The sequence below is a fragment of the Bartonella rochalimae ATCC BAA-1498 genome (assembly GCF_000706645.1).
Classification (GTDB): Bacteria; Pseudomonadota; Alphaproteobacteria; order Rhizobiales; family Rhizobiaceae; genus Bartonella; species Bartonella rochalimae.
The window spans coordinates 305,843-320,955 of record NZ_KL407337.1 but is presented as its reverse complement, the minus strand read 5'-3'; the positions used below and the strand labels follow the sequence as shown (position 1 = coordinate 320,955).

General features: G+C 36.3%; 15 protein-coding genes and 2 tRNA genes. 16 read left to right on the top strand and 1 reads right to left on the bottom strand.

Annotation, left to right across the window (positions count from 1 at the left end):
* Positions 1-5 precede the first annotated feature (5 nt).
* Genes sufC through O99_RS01370 form a run of 4 tightly spaced genes read left to right on the top strand, consistent with a single transcriptional unit; the run spans position 6 to position 3,689 of the window.
* Positions 6-761 carry a Fe-S cluster assembly ATPase SufC gene (gene sufC / locus O99_RS01385; protein ID WP_035005870.1) on the top strand — a complete coding sequence of 252 codons (756 nt, stop codon included), beginning with the start codon at positions 6-8 and terminating at the stop codon, positions 759-761.
* Between the two features lie 11 nt (positions 762-772).
* Positions 773-2,041 (top strand): Fe-S cluster assembly protein SufD, encoded by a 1,269-nt coding sequence (gene sufD / locus O99_RS01380; RefSeq protein WP_035005869.1) that lies wholly within the window; start codon positions 773-775, stop codon positions 2,039-2,041.
* Between the two features lie 9 nt (positions 2,042-2,050).
* The gene (locus O99_RS01375; RefSeq protein WP_035005867.1) at positions 2,051-3,295 is read left to right on the top strand and encodes a cysteine desulfurase; all 1,245 of its coding nucleotides are present in this window, start codon (positions 2,051-2,053) and stop codon (positions 3,293-3,295) included.
* The gene (locus tag O99_RS01370; RefSeq protein ID WP_035005866.1) at positions 3,288-3,689 is read left to right on the top strand and encodes an SUF system Fe-S cluster assembly protein; all 402 of its coding nucleotides are present in this window, start codon (positions 3,288-3,290) and stop codon (positions 3,687-3,689) included. The genes O99_RS01375 and O99_RS01370 overlap by 8 nt, the downstream gene beginning before the upstream one ends.
* A 953-nt stretch (positions 3,690-4,642) precedes the next feature.
* Here the strand turns inward: O99_RS01370 and O99_RS01365 are convergent.
* A tRNA-Val gene (locus O99_RS01365) sits at positions 4,643-4,718 on the bottom strand.
* Positions 4,719-4,933: 215 nt separating this feature from the next.
* On the opposite strand from O99_RS01365, the gene O99_RS01360 reads away from it, so the two are divergent.
* From O99_RS01360 to nuoK, 12 genes are all read left to right on the top strand, one after another.
* A tRNA-Asp gene (locus O99_RS01360) sits at positions 4,934-5,010 on the top strand.
* Between the two features lie 294 nt (positions 5,011-5,304).
* Positions 5,305-5,670, top strand: a complete 366-nt coding sequence (locus O99_RS01355) for an NADH-quinone oxidoreductase subunit A (RefSeq protein ID WP_035005864.1) — start codon at positions 5,305-5,307, stop codon at positions 5,668-5,670.
* The gene (locus tag O99_RS01350) at positions 5,661-6,242 is read left to right on the top strand and encodes a NuoB/complex I 20 kDa subunit family protein (protein WP_035005863.1); all 582 of its coding nucleotides are present in this window, start codon (positions 5,661-5,663) and stop codon (positions 6,240-6,242) included. The genes O99_RS01355 and O99_RS01350 overlap by 10 nt, the downstream gene beginning before the upstream one ends.
* A 13-nt stretch (positions 6,243-6,255) precedes the next feature.
* Positions 6,256-6,864 (top strand): NADH-quinone oxidoreductase subunit C, encoded by a 609-nt coding sequence (locus O99_RS01345; protein ID WP_035005861.1) that lies wholly within the window; start codon positions 6,256-6,258, stop codon positions 6,862-6,864.
* 203 nt (positions 6,865-7,067) lie between these two features.
* On the top strand, positions 7,068-8,258 hold the full coding sequence (locus tag O99_RS01340; RefSeq protein WP_035005859.1) for an NADH-quinone oxidoreductase subunit D: 1,191 nt from the start codon (positions 7,068-7,070) through the stop codon (positions 8,256-8,258).
* On the top strand, positions 8,258-8,935 hold the full coding sequence (gene nuoE, locus O99_RS01335; protein ID WP_035005857.1) for an NADH-quinone oxidoreductase subunit NuoE: 678 nt from the start codon (positions 8,258-8,260) through the stop codon (positions 8,933-8,935). The genes O99_RS01340 and nuoE overlap by 1 nt, the downstream gene beginning before the upstream one ends.
* A 119-nt stretch (positions 8,936-9,054) precedes the next feature.
* The gene (gene nuoF, locus O99_RS01330; protein WP_035005856.1) at positions 9,055-10,362 is read left to right on the top strand and encodes an NADH-quinone oxidoreductase subunit NuoF; all 1,308 of its coding nucleotides are present in this window, start codon (positions 9,055-9,057) and stop codon (positions 10,360-10,362) included.
* A 66-nt stretch (positions 10,363-10,428) separates the two neighbouring features.
* Entirely contained in the window at positions 10,429-12,498 is a 2,070-nt protein-coding gene (nuoG, locus tag O99_RS01325) for an NADH-quinone oxidoreductase subunit NuoG (protein WP_035005854.1), read from the top strand.
* Between the two features lie 24 nt (positions 12,499-12,522).
* Positions 12,523-13,569 carry an NADH-quinone oxidoreductase subunit NuoH gene (gene nuoH / locus O99_RS01320; RefSeq protein WP_035005852.1) on the top strand — a complete coding sequence of 349 codons (1,047 nt, stop codon included), beginning with the start codon at positions 12,523-12,525 and terminating at the stop codon, positions 13,567-13,569.
* Between the two features lie 13 nt (positions 13,570-13,582).
* Positions 13,583-14,074 (top strand): NADH-quinone oxidoreductase subunit NuoI, encoded by a 492-nt coding sequence (gene nuoI, locus O99_RS01315; RefSeq protein WP_035005851.1) that lies wholly within the window; start codon positions 13,583-13,585, stop codon positions 14,072-14,074.
* A 94-nt stretch (positions 14,075-14,168) separates the two neighbouring features.
* Complete coding sequence (locus O99_RS01310; RefSeq protein WP_035005849.1) at positions 14,169-14,789, top strand: NADH-quinone oxidoreductase subunit J; 621 nt, start codon at positions 14,169-14,171, stop codon at positions 14,787-14,789.
* A 13-nt stretch (positions 14,790-14,802) separates the two neighbouring features.
* Entirely contained in the window at positions 14,803-15,111 is a 309-nt protein-coding gene (nuoK, locus tag O99_RS01305) for an NADH-quinone oxidoreductase subunit NuoK (protein WP_035005845.1), read from the top strand.
* Positions 15,112-15,113: the final 2 nt, after the last annotated feature.

Below are 15,113 nucleotides of genomic sequence, written 5' to 3'. Positions count from 1 at the left end.
AAGCTATGTTAGAAATAAAAAATTTGCACGCCCGTATTTCTGAAACTAATACAGAAATCATTTGTGGTTTAAATTTGACCATTCAAGATGGTGAAGTCGCTGCTATTATGGGGCAAAATGGAGCAGGAAAATCTACTTTATCTTATTTGCTTTCTGGTCGTGATGACTATGAAGTAACAGAAGGTGATATTCTTTATAATGGACAATCAATTTTAGGAATGAGTCCAACAGAGCGTGCAGTAAGCGGTATTTTTTTAGCATTTCAATATCCAATGGAAATACCTGGTGTTGCAACAATGGAATTTTTAAAAGTTGCAATAAATTCTCAACGTAAAGCTCGAGGTGACAAAGAACTTAAAATTTCTGAATTTATTCAGTATGTTAAGAAAACCGCTTCTGAACTTGAAATAGATATGGCTATGCTTAAACGTTCACTGAATGTTGGTTTTTCAGGTGGAGAAAAAAAGCGTACTGAAATTCTTCAAATGGCTCTGCTTGAACCAAAACTTTGCATTTTAGATGAAACGGATTCTGGTTTAGATATTGATGCTTTAAAAATTGTTGCAGATGGTGTTAACAAATTGCGTAATCAAGAACGTTCATTTTTGGTTATTACTCATTATCAACGTCTGCTTGATTATATTACGCCTGATACAGTGCATGTTCTTTATAAAGGTCGTATTATTAAAAGTGGCGATAAATCTTTAGCATTGTATTTAGAGCAAAATGGGTATGCTGATATTATCAGTAAAACTGCTTGAGGTTATTGAATATGAGCATAAACTCACAACAAAAATTGATTGCAGTTGAAGAAGATATTATCAGTAATTTTAATCAACGCATTGATCATTTACCCGGCGATGAAGTAGTACAAGTTATCCGTAAGAAGGCGATTGAATTGTTTCAAAAAACGCGTCTTCCTTCGCGCAAAGTAGAATATTGGCATTATACTGATTTACGCGTTTTATTAAAATCTGTCAGTGAGTTTTCAGAATTTAATGATGAACAAACGATTGATAAATTACTTCCAGAAAATATTGTTTTTTCTATTGAAAATGGTAAAGCGCTTACCTCAAATAAAATAGAGGGTGTTGAAGTAGAGAATCTTGTAACGGCATTAGATAAGAATAGTGCTAAACTAAATTCAATTATTTCTGATGAAAATTTTATTGGACAATTAAATACAGCCTTCGTTACAGATGGGTGGTTTTTCAAGATTTCTGATAATATTCAATTGGATGTGCCAATTGAATTGCAAAATATTCAAATGGGAGGGCAATCACATACTTTTTCAAGCATCAAAGTCGGAAAGAATAGTCAGGCTGTAATTATTGAACGCCAGATAGGCAATGATAAAGATACTTTCGTTAGTTCAGTCTTTTCATTAGATCTTGCTGTTAACAGTAATATAACATGGATTCTTATCCGTGATAGGGGAGAAAGTGCTACACAATTTAGCCAATTTCGTGCTGTGCTTGCTGAAAACGCTGAATTAACACTTTATGTGATTAATATAGGTAGTCAACTTAATCGTCAAGAAATTGATATTGAGTTGTTGGGAAAAGAGGCTAATTTTCAATTACGAGCAATAAATTTATTGTCTGGAAAAATGCACAGTGATCTTACGATGACTGTACGTCACGTTGAAGAAAAATCAATTTCGAAAGAAATTATACGTAATGTTATCACAGATAAAGCACGTGGTGCTTTTCAAGGGGTAATACGCGTTGCACAGAAAGCGCAAAAAACAGATGCCCGTATGGCTTGCAATAGCCTTATTCTTTCAGATGATGCAGAATTTGATGTAAAGCCTGAACTAGAAATTTTTGCAGATGATGTTGCTTGCGCCCATGGAGCAACAGTTGCTAAAATTAATCATGATCATCTTTTTTATCTAATGGCACGCGGTATCTCTTTTAAAACTGCCTGCGAACTTTTGGTAAAAGGGTTTATCTCAGAACTTATTGATGACATTAAGCAAGATAACATGCACACTCTTTTGAGTACTATCATTAATAAATGGTTAGTAACGAACATCTAAGGCAAAAAAATGGAAAATAAGGTAAAAACATTAAATTATAATGTAGAAGAAATTCGCCGTGATTTTCCTATTTTGCAAAATAGTATTTATGGTAAACGATTAGCTTATCTTGATAGCGGAGCATCTGCTCAAAAGCCGCTATCTGTCCTTAATATCATGGATAATTTTTACCGATATCATTATGCTAATGTGCATCGAGGAATGCATTTTTTATCAAATACAGCAACACAATTTTATGAAGATGCTCGTGAAACAGTTCGGGCTTTTTTAAACGCTCAAGTAGTTGAAGAAATTGTTTTTACGAAAAGTGCAACAGAAGCTATTAACACTGTAGCTTATGGTTGGGGGATGCCTAAATTAAAAGAAGGTGATGAAATTATTCTCACTATTATGGAGCATCATTCAAATATTATTCCTTGGCATTTTATTCGTGAACAAAAAGGTGTGAAACTTATTTTTGTACCAGTTGATAAAGATGGTGTTTTACATATTGAATCTTTTCAAAACGCTTTAAGTGATAGAACCCGTCTTGTTGCTATTACACATATGTCCAATATATTGGGAAGCATATCTCCTATAAAAGAAATTGTTAAGTTAGCACATCAAAATGCTATTCCTGTTTTGGTTGATGGTTCTCAAGGAGCGGCACATTTAACGGTGGATGTACAAGATCTCGATTGTGATTGGTATGTTTTTACTGGTCATAAAGTTTATGGTCCTACAGGTATTGGTGTTCTTTATGGTAAAAAGTGTCGGTTGGAAGAAATGCGTCCTTTTCAGGGCGGAGGACAAATGCTTGAAGAGGTGACACTTGATAAGGTTTCTTATAATTCTCCTCCATATCGTTTTGAAGCTGGTACACCTCCTATAGTTGAAGCTATTGGATTAGCGGCAGCTATTGATTATATACAAGAAAAGGATAGAAATGCGATTTATACACATGAAATGGCGCTTTTAAATTACGCTCATGAAAGACTTGAAACAGTTCAGTCATTACATATTTATGGACGTGCTTTGAATAAAGGTGCTATTATATCCTTTGAGTTTGAAGATATCCATGCACATGATGTTGCTATGTTTGTTGATCGACAGGGAGTTGCTATACGTGCGGGAACACATTGTGCACAGCCTTTATTACAACATTTTGGTTTAACATCTATCTGTCGTGCGTCATTAGCAATGTATAGTAATCGGGAAGATATCGATCAATTGGTTGAAGCATTAGAAAAAGCAAGGATATTTTTTAATGGTTAGATTAATTAAAAAATGCTCTTCAGCTGAGCCTGTTGGTTTAGAAAGTGATAAGCAAGAGTCTTGTTTATCAGCAATTCCAGAATCTGAGATTAATCGTCTGACAAACGATATTATTGCTGCTCTTAAAACAGTCTACGATCCGGAAATACCTGCTGATATTTATGAGCTAGGATTGATTTATCGGATTGATATTGAAGATGATCGTTCGGTAAAAATTGAAATGACACTTACAGCTCCTGGATGTCCTGTCGCAGGTGAGATGCCAGGTTGGGTAGAAAATGCTGTAAGTGCAGTTGAAGGTGTTTTAAGTGTTGAAGTAATTATGACATTTGATCCTCCGTGGACACCTGAGTGTATGTCAGAAGAAGCACAAATTGCTGTTGGATGGTATTAAAAATAAAACAATAATAAAATATTGATTTTATTATTGTTTTATCTTATTTATCACTTTTTTGAGCTTTTTTATTGTTTCGATAAACTAGCTTTTTGCGATCAGCGTTCTTTGTATAAAGAACTGCTATGTTAGCAGCTAAAAATTTCTTTGAGTTGAAATACTATTGCATCTAAGTTTGCAGTTTTTGTTGCAGCTACTTTTCTTAAGCCATCAGTTAATTTCTAGTACTAGCAACAGTAATGGCAATGGAAGCTATCATTGATAAGACAGAACTGGAGATGGGGCTTTAGACAATGGCAAGACTGGGATTGATAATCATGAAAGTAGAGTTGGCTGTGAAAGTGATTTTTGTGGTTGTTGTGCACGCTTAAGAACAAAGAAAAAGTTTCTTGGAAAGAGTATGGTTAGTATTAGAAAAGGTGTTTATGTCCTTAGTCCTTATGCGGTTAGTGCCTATTGCTAAACGCTTGCAAGAGCAATGTTTGTGATCTTGTTGAGGAAAGAAATATTTTGTGGTGGTGATAGTGGTTTTAGAAGCTTTTTTGTAGCCTGAGTAAGGGCTCTTCGTTTTGGTAAGAAGACTAAACGGCAAAAATAAACAGCGACTATCATTAAGAGAGCAATAATATAGCTGGTTGTATTAGTTAGTATTGAATATATTTGGAGAAAAGCGATTTCATGGTCATTATCCCAAATTTAGTAAGGAAAATCTTTACAGCATAACAAACAAGGTGCTCATAATATGTAGGTGGAAAAGTGCATAAAAAATCGAATCGTAAAGAGAAGCTCAATGCTTTTGATACTTAACACAAACTAAAAATCACCTTGAAAGCAAGTTTTGATTTTTAATGCGTATAAAGGAAAATATAAAGTGCTATTCCCTAACCTTTATTTATCCCTAACCTTAAAAAAGATAAATAAAATCAGTATGTTACATTTGTCTATAAGAAACATGGTGGGCGATGAGAGACTCGAACTCCCGACATCCTCGGTGTAAACGAGGCGCTCTACCAGCTGAGCTAATCGCCCAATTTAATAATTCACAATTGGATGAGCACTTTATTAAGGAAAAAAAAAATTAAAGGCAAGAATAAAAAATGTTATTTATTAATGTTTTTTAGAGAATTGGATGAGTTTTTATTGTTTATTTAATTTTTTTTTTTAAATGTTTCATTTTTCTTGACAGAACCGAATGAACATCTTACACGACGATTGATACCATATTAATTGGTTCCAAGAAGTGCGCGGGTGTAGCTCAGTTGGTTAGAGTGCTGGCCTGTCACGCCGGAGGTCGCGGGTTCGAGCCCCGTCACTCGCGCCATTTCGATTTTTTATTTCCTAATTTCCTTAGCATGTGGTTTTTTGTGGGTTATAATAATTATAGCGCATCCTATAGAATTTTTAGCTGATGTTTAATTTTTCCTTTTTTATATAGTTTTATGAGAATAAGGGCTTGCGTCTTTCTTTTCTCTGCGGTACCTATAATAAAATAAATACTGCGCGGCATGCCCTTTAAGCTGTACGAGCGGAATTAGCGTGATGAGTGTTGTAATTTTATCTAGACAATATTAGATGATTACGCTAATTCAGAACCTCATTAAGGCGGAAAAGGATTATGATCCATTTATTGAACTCTTATTTACCGGTATTGATTTTCATTATTGTTTCAGTAATTATTGCTGGAGTTCTTTTAATCATACCTTATATTGTGGCTTATCGTGCTCCTGATCCTGAAAAACTATCGGCTTATGAATGTGGATTTAATTCATTTGATGATGCTCGAATGAAGTTTGATGTTCGATTTTATCTCGTTTCAATTTTATTCATTATTTTCGATCTTGAAGTTGCTTTTCTTTTTCCTTGGGCTGTTTCGTTTTCTTCAATAGGTATATTTGGTTTTTGGTCAATGATTGTATTCTTAGCGATCTTGACGATTGGATTTATATATGAATGGAAAAAGGGAGCTCTTGAATGGAATTAGCGTTTAATAATTCAACGGTTGTTGCTCCAAAAGCAAAAGGAATCATTGATCCAAATACAGGTAAGTTGGTAGGTTCTAATGATAAGTTTTTTAGTGATATTAATGCCGAATTAGGGGACAAGGGTTTTTTAGTAACTTCAGTAGATGCTTTGATCACTTGGGCCCGTACCGGTTCATTGATGTGGATGAGCTTTGGTTTGGCTTGTTGTGCTGTTGAGATGATACAATGCTCAATGCCTCATTATGATAATGAACGTTTTGGATATGCGCCGCGCGCTTCACCCCGTCAATCAGATGTCATGGTAGTTGCTGGTACTTTAACAAATAAAATGGCACCTGCTTTACGCAAAGTTTACGATCAGATGCCTGAACCGCGTTATGTGATTTCTATGGGTTCCTGTGCAAATGGTGGGGGGTATTATCATTATTCTTATTCCGTTGTGCGTGGATGTGATCGTATTGTCCCAGTGGATATTTATATTCCAGGATGTCCTCCTACAGCAGAGGCGTTGCTATACGGTATCTTACTATTGCAGAAAAAAATCCGTCGTACTGGGTCTATAGAGCGATAGGGACTTTATAATAATGAGTGAAACATTAAGCGAGCTTTCTAGCTATTTGAAAGATAAATTGGGGGATAAGATAGAAGAAAGTATCCTTGCATTTGGCGAATTGACAGTTGTATCACGTCTTGATGCAATTACTGATGTTTTAATGTTTGTTCGCGATGACTCTCGTTGTCAATTTATTAGTATTACAGATATTAGTGGTGTAGATTATCCTTCTCGTGAAAAACGTTTTGATGTGTCTTATCAGTTATTATCTCCGCGACATAATTTACGTTTACGTGTAAAAGTGCGTACTGATGAGAATGTTGCTGTTGCTTCTGCTTGTTCGATTTATCCTGGAGCAGAATGGTATGAGCGTGAAGCCTACGATATGTATGGCATTTTATTTTCAGGGCACCCGGATTTACGACGTATTTTAACAGATTATGGATTTGAAGGGCACCCTTTGCGCAAAGATTTTCCTGTAACAGGGTTTGTCGAATGTCGTTATGATAATGAAGTCAAACGAATTATTTATGAGCCTGTTGTTTTGCGACAGGAAATGCGTAATTTTGATTTTCTTTCGCCTTGGGAAGGTAATGAACATATTTCGCTATGTGGTAAAAAATCACATGTTGAAAAATAATACTATAATTGAAGATGTGGTAAAGATTGTAAGTTTTTAAAAATAATTAAGCCTTTTTAGTAAGAATAGTGTATAGAAAGTTGTAATTGTATATGAGTTAATTTTATTCGCAGTAAATAGTTATTTTGTGTCGTGCATCATAATAGCATAGCATTCTTTGTGTTCAGTTTTTAGGATGCATTGAGAGAAGTAAGGGGTTAATAGTGGCTGAGGTCAATGTCCGAAATTTTAATATTAATTTTGGTCCACAACATCCTGCTGCGCATGGTGTTCTGCGTATGGTTTTAGAATTGGATGGTGAAGTTGTTGAACGTGTGGATCCACATATTGGATTACTGCACCGCGGCACAGAAAAGTTAATGGAAACAAAAACTTATCTTCAGGCAGGACCTTATCTTGATCGTTTAGATTATGTGGCTCCTATGAATCAAGAGCATGCTTTTGTGCTTGCCATTGAAAAATTGTTGGGTGTTGAAGTTCCTAAACGAGGACAGTTAATTCGCGTTCTATTTTCTGAAATTGGGCGTATTCTTAATCATTTGCTTAATGTAACCACACAAGCAATGGATGTTGGTGCCTTAACACCGCCGCTTTGGGGATTTGAACAGCGTGAAAAATTGATGATTTTTTATGAGCGTGCATGTGGCGCGCGTCTTCATGCAAATTATTTCCGTCCTGGTGGTGTGCATCAGGATTTACCAGAAACTTTGATTGAAGATATTGGTAATTTTATTGACCCATTTCTTATTGCTCTTGATAAACTTGATGCACTTATAACACCTAATCGAATTTTTAAACAGCGGAATGTAGATATTGGTGTGGTAAATATTAACGAAGCTTGGGCTCGTGCTTTTTCTGGAGTGATGATTCGTGGAGCTGGTGTGCCGTGGGATCTGCGTAAAAGCCAACCTTATGAATGTTATGATGAAATGGAATTTGATATTCCTGTAGGTAAAAATAGCGATTGTTATGATCGTTACCTCATTCGTATGGAAGAAATGAGGCAATCAACAAAAATTATGCGGCAATGTGTGGACCGTTTGCTTTCTTCTGAAAAAAATGGACCAGTTTCAAGTTTGGATCGTAAGGTTGTGCCACCAAAACGCAGTGAAATGAAAAGTTCGATGGAAGCGCTGATTCATCATTTTAAACTTTATACAGAAGGTTTTCATACTCCTCCTGGTGAAGTTTATGTCGCTGTAGAAGCGCCAAAAGGTGAGTTTGGTGTTTATCTAGTTTCTGATGGAACCAATAAGCCTTATCGTATTAAATTACGTGCTCCTGGTTTTGCTCATCTTCAAGCTATGGACTTTCTAACTCGAGGTCATATGCTAGCAGATGCAACAGCTATTTTGGGTTCAATTGATATTGTTTTTGGGGAGATTGATCGTTAATGTCTGTACGTCGTCTTGCCGATGCTATCCATCAACCAGCAGAATTTTCTTTTACAAAAGAGAATCAAGTATGGGTGCAAAATACCATAAAGAAATATCCTGTAGGGCGTGAACAATCTGCTGTTATTCCCTTATTGATGCGTGCTCAAGAGCAGGAAGGTTGGGTAACGCGTGCTGCAATTGAACATATTGCTGAAATACTTTCTATGGCTTATATTCGAGTTTTAGAGGTTGCAACTTTTTATACTCAATTTCAACTAAAACCAGTTGGAACAAAGGCGCATATTCAGGTTTGTGGTACCACTCCTTGTATGCTACGTGGTTCTGGAGAATTGATCAAAGTTTGTCAAAAAAAGATTCATGATAAGCCTTTTGTTACTAATCAAAGTGGTACATTGTCATGGGAAGAAGTTGAGTGTCTTGGTGCTTGTGTTAATGCTCCGATGGTTATGATTTTCAAAGATACTTATGAAGATCTTACAGCTGAACGTCTTGAAGAAATTATTGATGCATTTGAAGCAGGTAAAGGTTCTAATATAGCTGTGGGACCACAAAATAATCGTAAATCATCAGAGCCTATTAGTGGTTTAACATCTTTAGTTGATGAAAATAAAAATAAAATGAAATCATTTAAATCTTCAAAGAAAAAGAGAAATGAAGGTGTGGAAGTTGAATGAATATTTCTTTGAGTTGAATAAAACATCTTAATATAAAAGAGAAGTTTTGGGAAAAATATTAAAAAATTGAATTAGGAAAATGCTAAAAATGCATTCAGTTATAGAAAAAAAGGTGGGGTATGCTGGCTGATAAGGATCGCATTTTCACCAATATTTATGGTTTTAAAGATAAATCATTGAAAGCTGCGGTATTGCGTGGACATTGGGATGGTACCAAAGCGATTATTGAAAAAGGCCGTGATTGGATTATTGATGAAATGAAAGCTTCAGGCTTACGTGGCCGTGGGGGTGCTGGCTTTCCTACTGGTATGAAATGGTCCTTTATGCCAAAACAAAGCGATGGTCGGCCTCATTATTTGGTTGTAAATGCAGATGAGTCGGAACCAGGAACATGCAAAGACCGTGATATTTTAAGACATGATCCTCATACTTTAATTGAAGGATGTGTTATTGCCACTTTTGCAATGGGAGCAAATATTGCTTTTATTTATGTTCGTGGTGAATATATTCGTGAGCGTGAAGCGCTTCAAGCTGCAATTGATGAGTGCTATGAAGCAGGGTTGCTTGGTAAAAAGACTAAATATGGTCATGCTTGTGATATTATTGTTCACCATGGTGCTGGGGCTTACATTTGCGGTGAAGAGACAGCTCTTCTTGAGAGCCTTGAGGGAAAAAAAGGTCAACCTCGATTAAAACCTCCATTCCCTGCAAATATGGGTGTTTATGGTTGTCCAACAACCGTTAACAATGTGGAATCTATTGCAGTTGTTCCTACGATTTTACGTCGAGGTGCTTCGTGGTTTTCATCGATTGGTCGGGCAAACAATGTTGGGACAAAATTGTTTATGGTTTCTGGACATGTTAATGCGCCTTGTACATTTGAAGATGCTCTAGGTGTTTCTTTTCGTGAATTGATTGAAAAACATACAGGTGGTATTCGCGGTGGATGGAATAATCTTTTAGCCGTTATTCCAGGGGGAGCTTCTTGTCCGATTGTTCGTGGAGAAGATATGATAAATGCCATTATGGATTTCGATGGGATGCGAGATGTTGGCTCTTCTTTTGGGACGGGTGGTATGATTGTTATGGATAAATCAACCGATATCATTAAGGCAATTTGGCGTATAGCAGCTTTTTTTAAACATGAAAGTTGCGGTCAATGTACGCCGTGTCGTGAAGGGACTGGGTGGATGATGCGTCTTTTGGGTCGTATGGTTGAAGGAAGGGCACAAAAACGCGAAATTGATCTTCTATTTGAAGTTTCTAAACAAGTTGAAGGGCATACTATTTGTGCACTTGGAGATGCTGCGGCATGGCCTATACAAGGATTAATCCGTAATTTTCGTTCAGAGATTGAACGAAGAATTGATGATTATACGCGAAGTGCAGTTCAAAGTAAAAATATTGCTTTGGAAACAATAAAATAAAGAGTTTTGTTTTTAAAAATAATGAAATACAAATGAGAAGTAGGTTATTCGCGAGCTGGATTGGTGATGATAAGTATTAAAGTTGATGGTAAAGAAATTGAAGTTCCTGACTATTACACATTGCTTCAAGCTGCTGAGGCTGCGGGTGCTGAGGTTCCACGTTTTTGTTTTCATGAAGCTTTATCAATTGCTGGGAATTGTCGTATGTGTTTGGTAGAGGTCAAAGGTGGGCCTCCAAAACCACAAGCTTCTTGTGCTATGGGAGTACGTGATTTACGATCAGGGCCAAATGGTGAAATGCCTGAAATATTTGTCAATACGGAAATGGTCAAAAAAGCCCGTGAAGGCGTTATGGAGTTTCTCCTCATTAACCATCCATTAGATTGTCCTGTATGTGATCAAGGTGGTGAATGTGATCTTCAAGATCAAGCAATTTTTTATGGGCGTGATTGTTCTCGTTATACAGAAGATAAACGTGCTGTTGAAGATAAGTATATTGGACCTCTTGTAAAAACTGTGATGACACGGTGTATTCATTGCACACGTTGTGTTCGTTTTACAACAGAGATTGCAGGTGTTTCAGATCTTGGTTTAATTGGCCGTGGTGAAGATGCTGAAATCACGACATATCTTGAAAGAGCAATGACATCTGAATTGCAAGGCAATGTTATTGATCTCTGTCCAGTAGGTGCTTTAACTTCAAGACCTTATGCGTTTTGTGCGCGTCCATGGGAATTAATTAAAACAGAGTCGATTGATGTGATGGATGCTCTTGGTAGTGCTATTCGCATTGACAGCCGAGGGCGCGAAGTTATGCGAATTGTACCACGCGTTAATAAAGATATAAATGAGGAATGGATTTCAGATAAGACACGTTTTATTTGGGATGGATTGCGTACTCAAAGACTTAATAAACCGTATGTTCGAAAAGATGGAAAACTTCAGCCTGTAAGTTGGTCGGAAGCTTTTGAAAAAATTAAAACAGTTATATCTGAAACTTCAGCAAAAAAAATTGGAGCAATTGCTGGAGATCTTGTTTCTATTGAGGAAATGTACGCTCTTAAATTATTATTGCTTTCATTGGGCTCAAAGGCATTTGACTGTCGTCAAAGGGGTATGGTTCTATCTGCTGAATTAGGCCGTTCGAGTTATATTTTTAATCCTACTATTGCAGGTATCGAACGTGCTGATGCAATATTAATTGTAGGATCTAATCCGCGTGTTGAGGCTGCTGTTTTAAATGCACGTATTTTAAAACATCAACGAGTAGGAAGAATTCCAATTGCATTAATTGGAGAACAGGTCGATTTGCGTTATCCGTATTCTTATCTTGGGGCTGGTACTGATTCATTAAATAAACTTATTAGTGGAGAGAATGCATTTTTTGATGTACTAAAAAAAGCTGAGAGACCGCTTATTCTTATTGGAGAAGGTGCTATTTCAGGTAAGGAAGGTTTATCTGTTTTAAAGAGTCTTGCAAAATTAGCGGACCTTGTTGGAGCTCTTAATGAAGAATGGAATGGATTTGGCATCCTTCATACTGCTGCATCAACTGTTGGAGGACTAGATATTGGTTTTACCTATAAATTGGGAGTTGAAAATATTGTAAAAACCTGTGAGGTTCTATTTTTGCTGAGCGCTGATGAAGTAGAATTAACCAATAACAAAGCCTTCGTAATTTATATTGGAAGCCACGGTGATAATGGTGCGCATGCTGCTGATGTGATTCTACCGGCATCTACTTATACTGAAAAATCAGGGCTTTATGTTAATACAGAAGGTCGTGTTCAGATGACAAATCGAGCTGGTTTTGCTCCAGGTGAAGCAAAAGAAGATTGGGCTATTTTACGTGCTTTATCCGATGTTTTAAATAAAAAGCTTCCTTTTGATTCATTATCTCAATTGAGACAAAGTTTATTTAATGATTTTCCACATCTTTGTGCCATTGATAATATAACGCCTTCATGTATTAGTGATCTTAAAACTCTGAGTTCACAAGTAATTGTTCTGAAGCCACAAAAATTTACTTCTATGATTAAAGACTTTTATTTAACAAATCCAATAGCGCGTGCTTCTGCAATTATGGCAGAATGTTCGTCTCTTGCAAAAAGTCATGCTGCAGAAGCTATGAAGTAAGAACAAAGGGGAAAAGGAACAGTTATGTACGATTTCTTTATGGCTTGGCTATTGCCATTATTAATTATAGTGGGTAAAACACTTATTCTGTTAGTTGTTCTTTTGGTTTTAATTGCTTATTTGCTTTATGCAGACAGGAAAATTTGGGCAGCTGTCCAATTACGTCGTGGACCGAATGTTGTTGGTCCATGGGGGTTGTTGCAGTCTTTTGCAGACTTGATAAAATTTGCTGTTAAAGAACCGATTATCCCTGCTGGAGCTAATAAAGGTGTTTTTCTTCTTGCTCCTTTTGTTTCAGCGGCACTTGCATTATCGGCATGGGCAGTTGTTCCAGTTAATGAAGGCTGGAAAATTGCAAGTATTAATGTTGGTTTACTATATATACTGGCTATTTCATCTCTTGAAGTTTATGGTGTTATCATGGGAGGATGGGCCTCAAACTCGAAATATCCTTTTTTAGGAGCTCTTCGTTCAGCGGCACAAATGGTTTCTTATGAAGTTTCAATTGGTCTTGTTCTTGTTACAGTTGTTTTAGTAAGTGGTTCACTAGATCTTACAGCAATTGTTCTTAAACAGAATAGTGGTTTTGGAAAGAATATTGGCTTGCCATTCAGTAGTTTTCTTGATTGGAATTGGTTAGTTCTTTTTCCAATGTTTATTATATTTTTTATTTCTGCGCTTGCAGAGACAAATCGTCCTCCTTTTGATTTGGTAGAGGCAGAATCTGAGCTTGTTGCTGGACATATGGTTGAATATTCTTCAACTCCTTATATGCTTTTTTTTCTTGGTGAATACGTTGCAATTGTTTTAATGTGTGCATTAACAACTATTTTGTTTTTGGGTGGCTGGTTACCTCCTTTTGATGTATGGTGGCTTAATTGGATTCCTGGTGTCATTTGGTTTGTTCTGAAGGTTTGTTTTGTATTTTTTGGATTTGCTATGGTTAAAGCATTTGTACCCCGATATCGCTATGATCAGTTAATGCGCCTTGGTTGGAAGGTATTTCTTCCTATTTCATTGGCAATGGTTGTGATGACCGCTGCTGTTCTGCAATACACTGGTTTAGCTTAAGAGGAAAGCTTATATGTCAAGTCTTATTCAAGCAGCAAAATCACTTCTTTTATTAGAATTCATAAGTGCCTTTTTTTTAGCAATGCGTCAGTTTTTTTCTCCAAAACCTACAATTAATTATCCCTATGAAAAAGGTTGTGTTTCTCCACGTTTTCGTGGTGAACATGCTTTGCGTCGCTATCCAAATGGAGAAGAACGGTGTATCGCATGTAAATTATGTGAAGCAATTTGTCCCGCACAGGCTATTACGATTGAAGCTGGGCCTCGATGTAATGATGGTACACGTAGAACTATTCGCTATGATATTGATATGGTGAAGTGTATCTATTGTGGTTTTTGTCAAGAGGCTTGTCCAGTTGATGCTATTGTGGAAGGTCCGAATTTTGAGTTTGCAACAGAAATGCGTGAAGAACTCTATTATGATAAAGAAAAGCTTTTAAATAATGGAGATCGTTGGGAGCGGGAAATTGCTCGTAATATATTAATAGATTCACCTTATCGTTAGGTGTATTATTAAATGGAAAGTAGTTGGATAATGTATCCGATAAGGATAGTCTGGTATGAAAATTCATACCTATTGATTGATTGAGGGGAAGTCTATGCTAACAGGTCTAGCAGCGGCATTTTTCTATATTTTTGCTTTCATTATGCTTATAAGTGCGGTCATTGTTGTTGTCGCACGTAATCCTGTTCATTCAGTCTTATTTTTAATACTGGCATTTTTTAATGCCGCGGCTTTGTTTTTGCTTGCAGGAGCAGAATTTTTAGGACTTATCTTATTGGTTGTCTATGTTGGTGCTGTAGCAGTTTTATTTTTATTTGTAGTTATGATGCTTGATGTTGACTTTGCTGAATTAAAAAGTGGTACACTCAAATATGCTCCTATTGGTGCTTTTATTGGTATTATAATCGCTATAGAGCTTATTTTTGTTTTTATTAGCAACAGTTTTTTTCCAGTTTCAGGAGTTCATGCTACACAACCAACGCCAGATTTAACACAGCGAACAAATACTCAAGCACTAGGAGACATTCTCTATACAGATTATGTTTTCTACTTTCAAATCTCAGGATTAATTTTATTAGTTGCAATGATTGGCGCTATTGTTCTGACACTCCGTCACAGATCAGGAGTTAAACGACAGTCGATTGCAGTTCAAGTTGCGAGAACACCAGAAAGTGCAATTGAAATTAAAAAAGTTGAATCAGGTAAAGGTATTTAGCGGAAAGATTATTATGTACATTGATATTGTTCATTATCTCACTGTTTCTGTATTGATATTTACAATTGGCATTCTTGGTATTTTTTTAAATAGAAAGAATGTAATTGTTATTCTTATGTCAATTGAGCTTATATTGCTCTCGGTCAATCTTAATTTTGTTGCGTTTTCAGCTTTTCTTCATGATTTAGTTGGGCAAGTATTTTCTTTATTTATCTTGACAGTAGCAGCTGCTGAAGCAGCAATTGGTCTAGCAATTCTTGTTGTGTTTTTTCGTAATCGTGGTTCTATTGCGGTTGAAGATGTTAATGTGATGAAGGGCTGATA

What these genes read in the sequence shown, in the direction of transcription:
- nuoG (WP_035005854.1), top strand. Translation starts at nt 10,429, where the DNA reads ATGATAAGTATTAAAGTTGATGGTAAAGAAATTGAAGTTCCTGACTAT.
- nuoH (WP_035005852.1), top strand. Translation starts at nt 12,523, where the DNA reads ATGTACGATTTCTTTATGGCTTGGCTATTGCCATTATTAATTATAGTG.
- O99_RS01350 (WP_035005863.1), top strand. Translation starts at nt 5,661, where the DNA reads ATGGAATTAGCGTTTAATAATTCAACGGTTGTTGCTCCAAAAGCAAAA.
- O99_RS01345 (WP_035005861.1), top strand. Translation starts at nt 6,256, where the DNA reads ATGAGTGAAACATTAAGCGAGCTTTCTAGCTATTTGAAAGATAAATTG.
- sufC (WP_035005870.1), top strand. Translation starts at nt 6, where the DNA reads ATGTTAGAAATAAAAAATTTGCACGCCCGTATTTCTGAAACTAATACA.
- O99_RS01355 (WP_035005864.1), top strand. Translation starts at nt 5,305, where the DNA reads ATGATCCATTTATTGAACTCTTATTTACCGGTATTGATTTTCATTATT.
- O99_RS01310 (WP_035005849.1), top strand. Translation starts at nt 14,169, where the DNA reads ATGCTAACAGGTCTAGCAGCGGCATTTTTCTATATTTTTGCTTTCATT.
- nuoE (WP_035005857.1), top strand. Translation starts at nt 8,258, where the DNA reads ATGTCTGTACGTCGTCTTGCCGATGCTATCCATCAACCAGCAGAATTT.
- O99_RS01370 (WP_035005866.1), top strand. Translation starts at nt 3,288, where the DNA reads ATGGTTAGATTAATTAAAAAATGCTCTTCAGCTGAGCCTGTTGGTTTA.
- nuoI (WP_035005851.1), top strand. Translation starts at nt 13,583, where the DNA reads ATGTCAAGTCTTATTCAAGCAGCAAAATCACTTCTTTTATTAGAATTC.
- nuoF (WP_035005856.1), top strand. Translation starts at nt 9,055, where the DNA reads ATGCTGGCTGATAAGGATCGCATTTTCACCAATATTTATGGTTTTAAA.
- sufD (WP_035005869.1), top strand. Translation starts at nt 773, where the DNA reads ATGAGCATAAACTCACAACAAAAATTGATTGCAGTTGAAGAAGATATT.
- O99_RS01375 (WP_035005867.1), top strand. Translation starts at nt 2,051, where the DNA reads ATGGAAAATAAGGTAAAAACATTAAATTATAATGTAGAAGAAATTCGC.
- nuoK (WP_035005845.1), top strand. Translation starts at nt 14,803, where the DNA reads ATGTACATTGATATTGTTCATTATCTCACTGTTTCTGTATTGATATTT.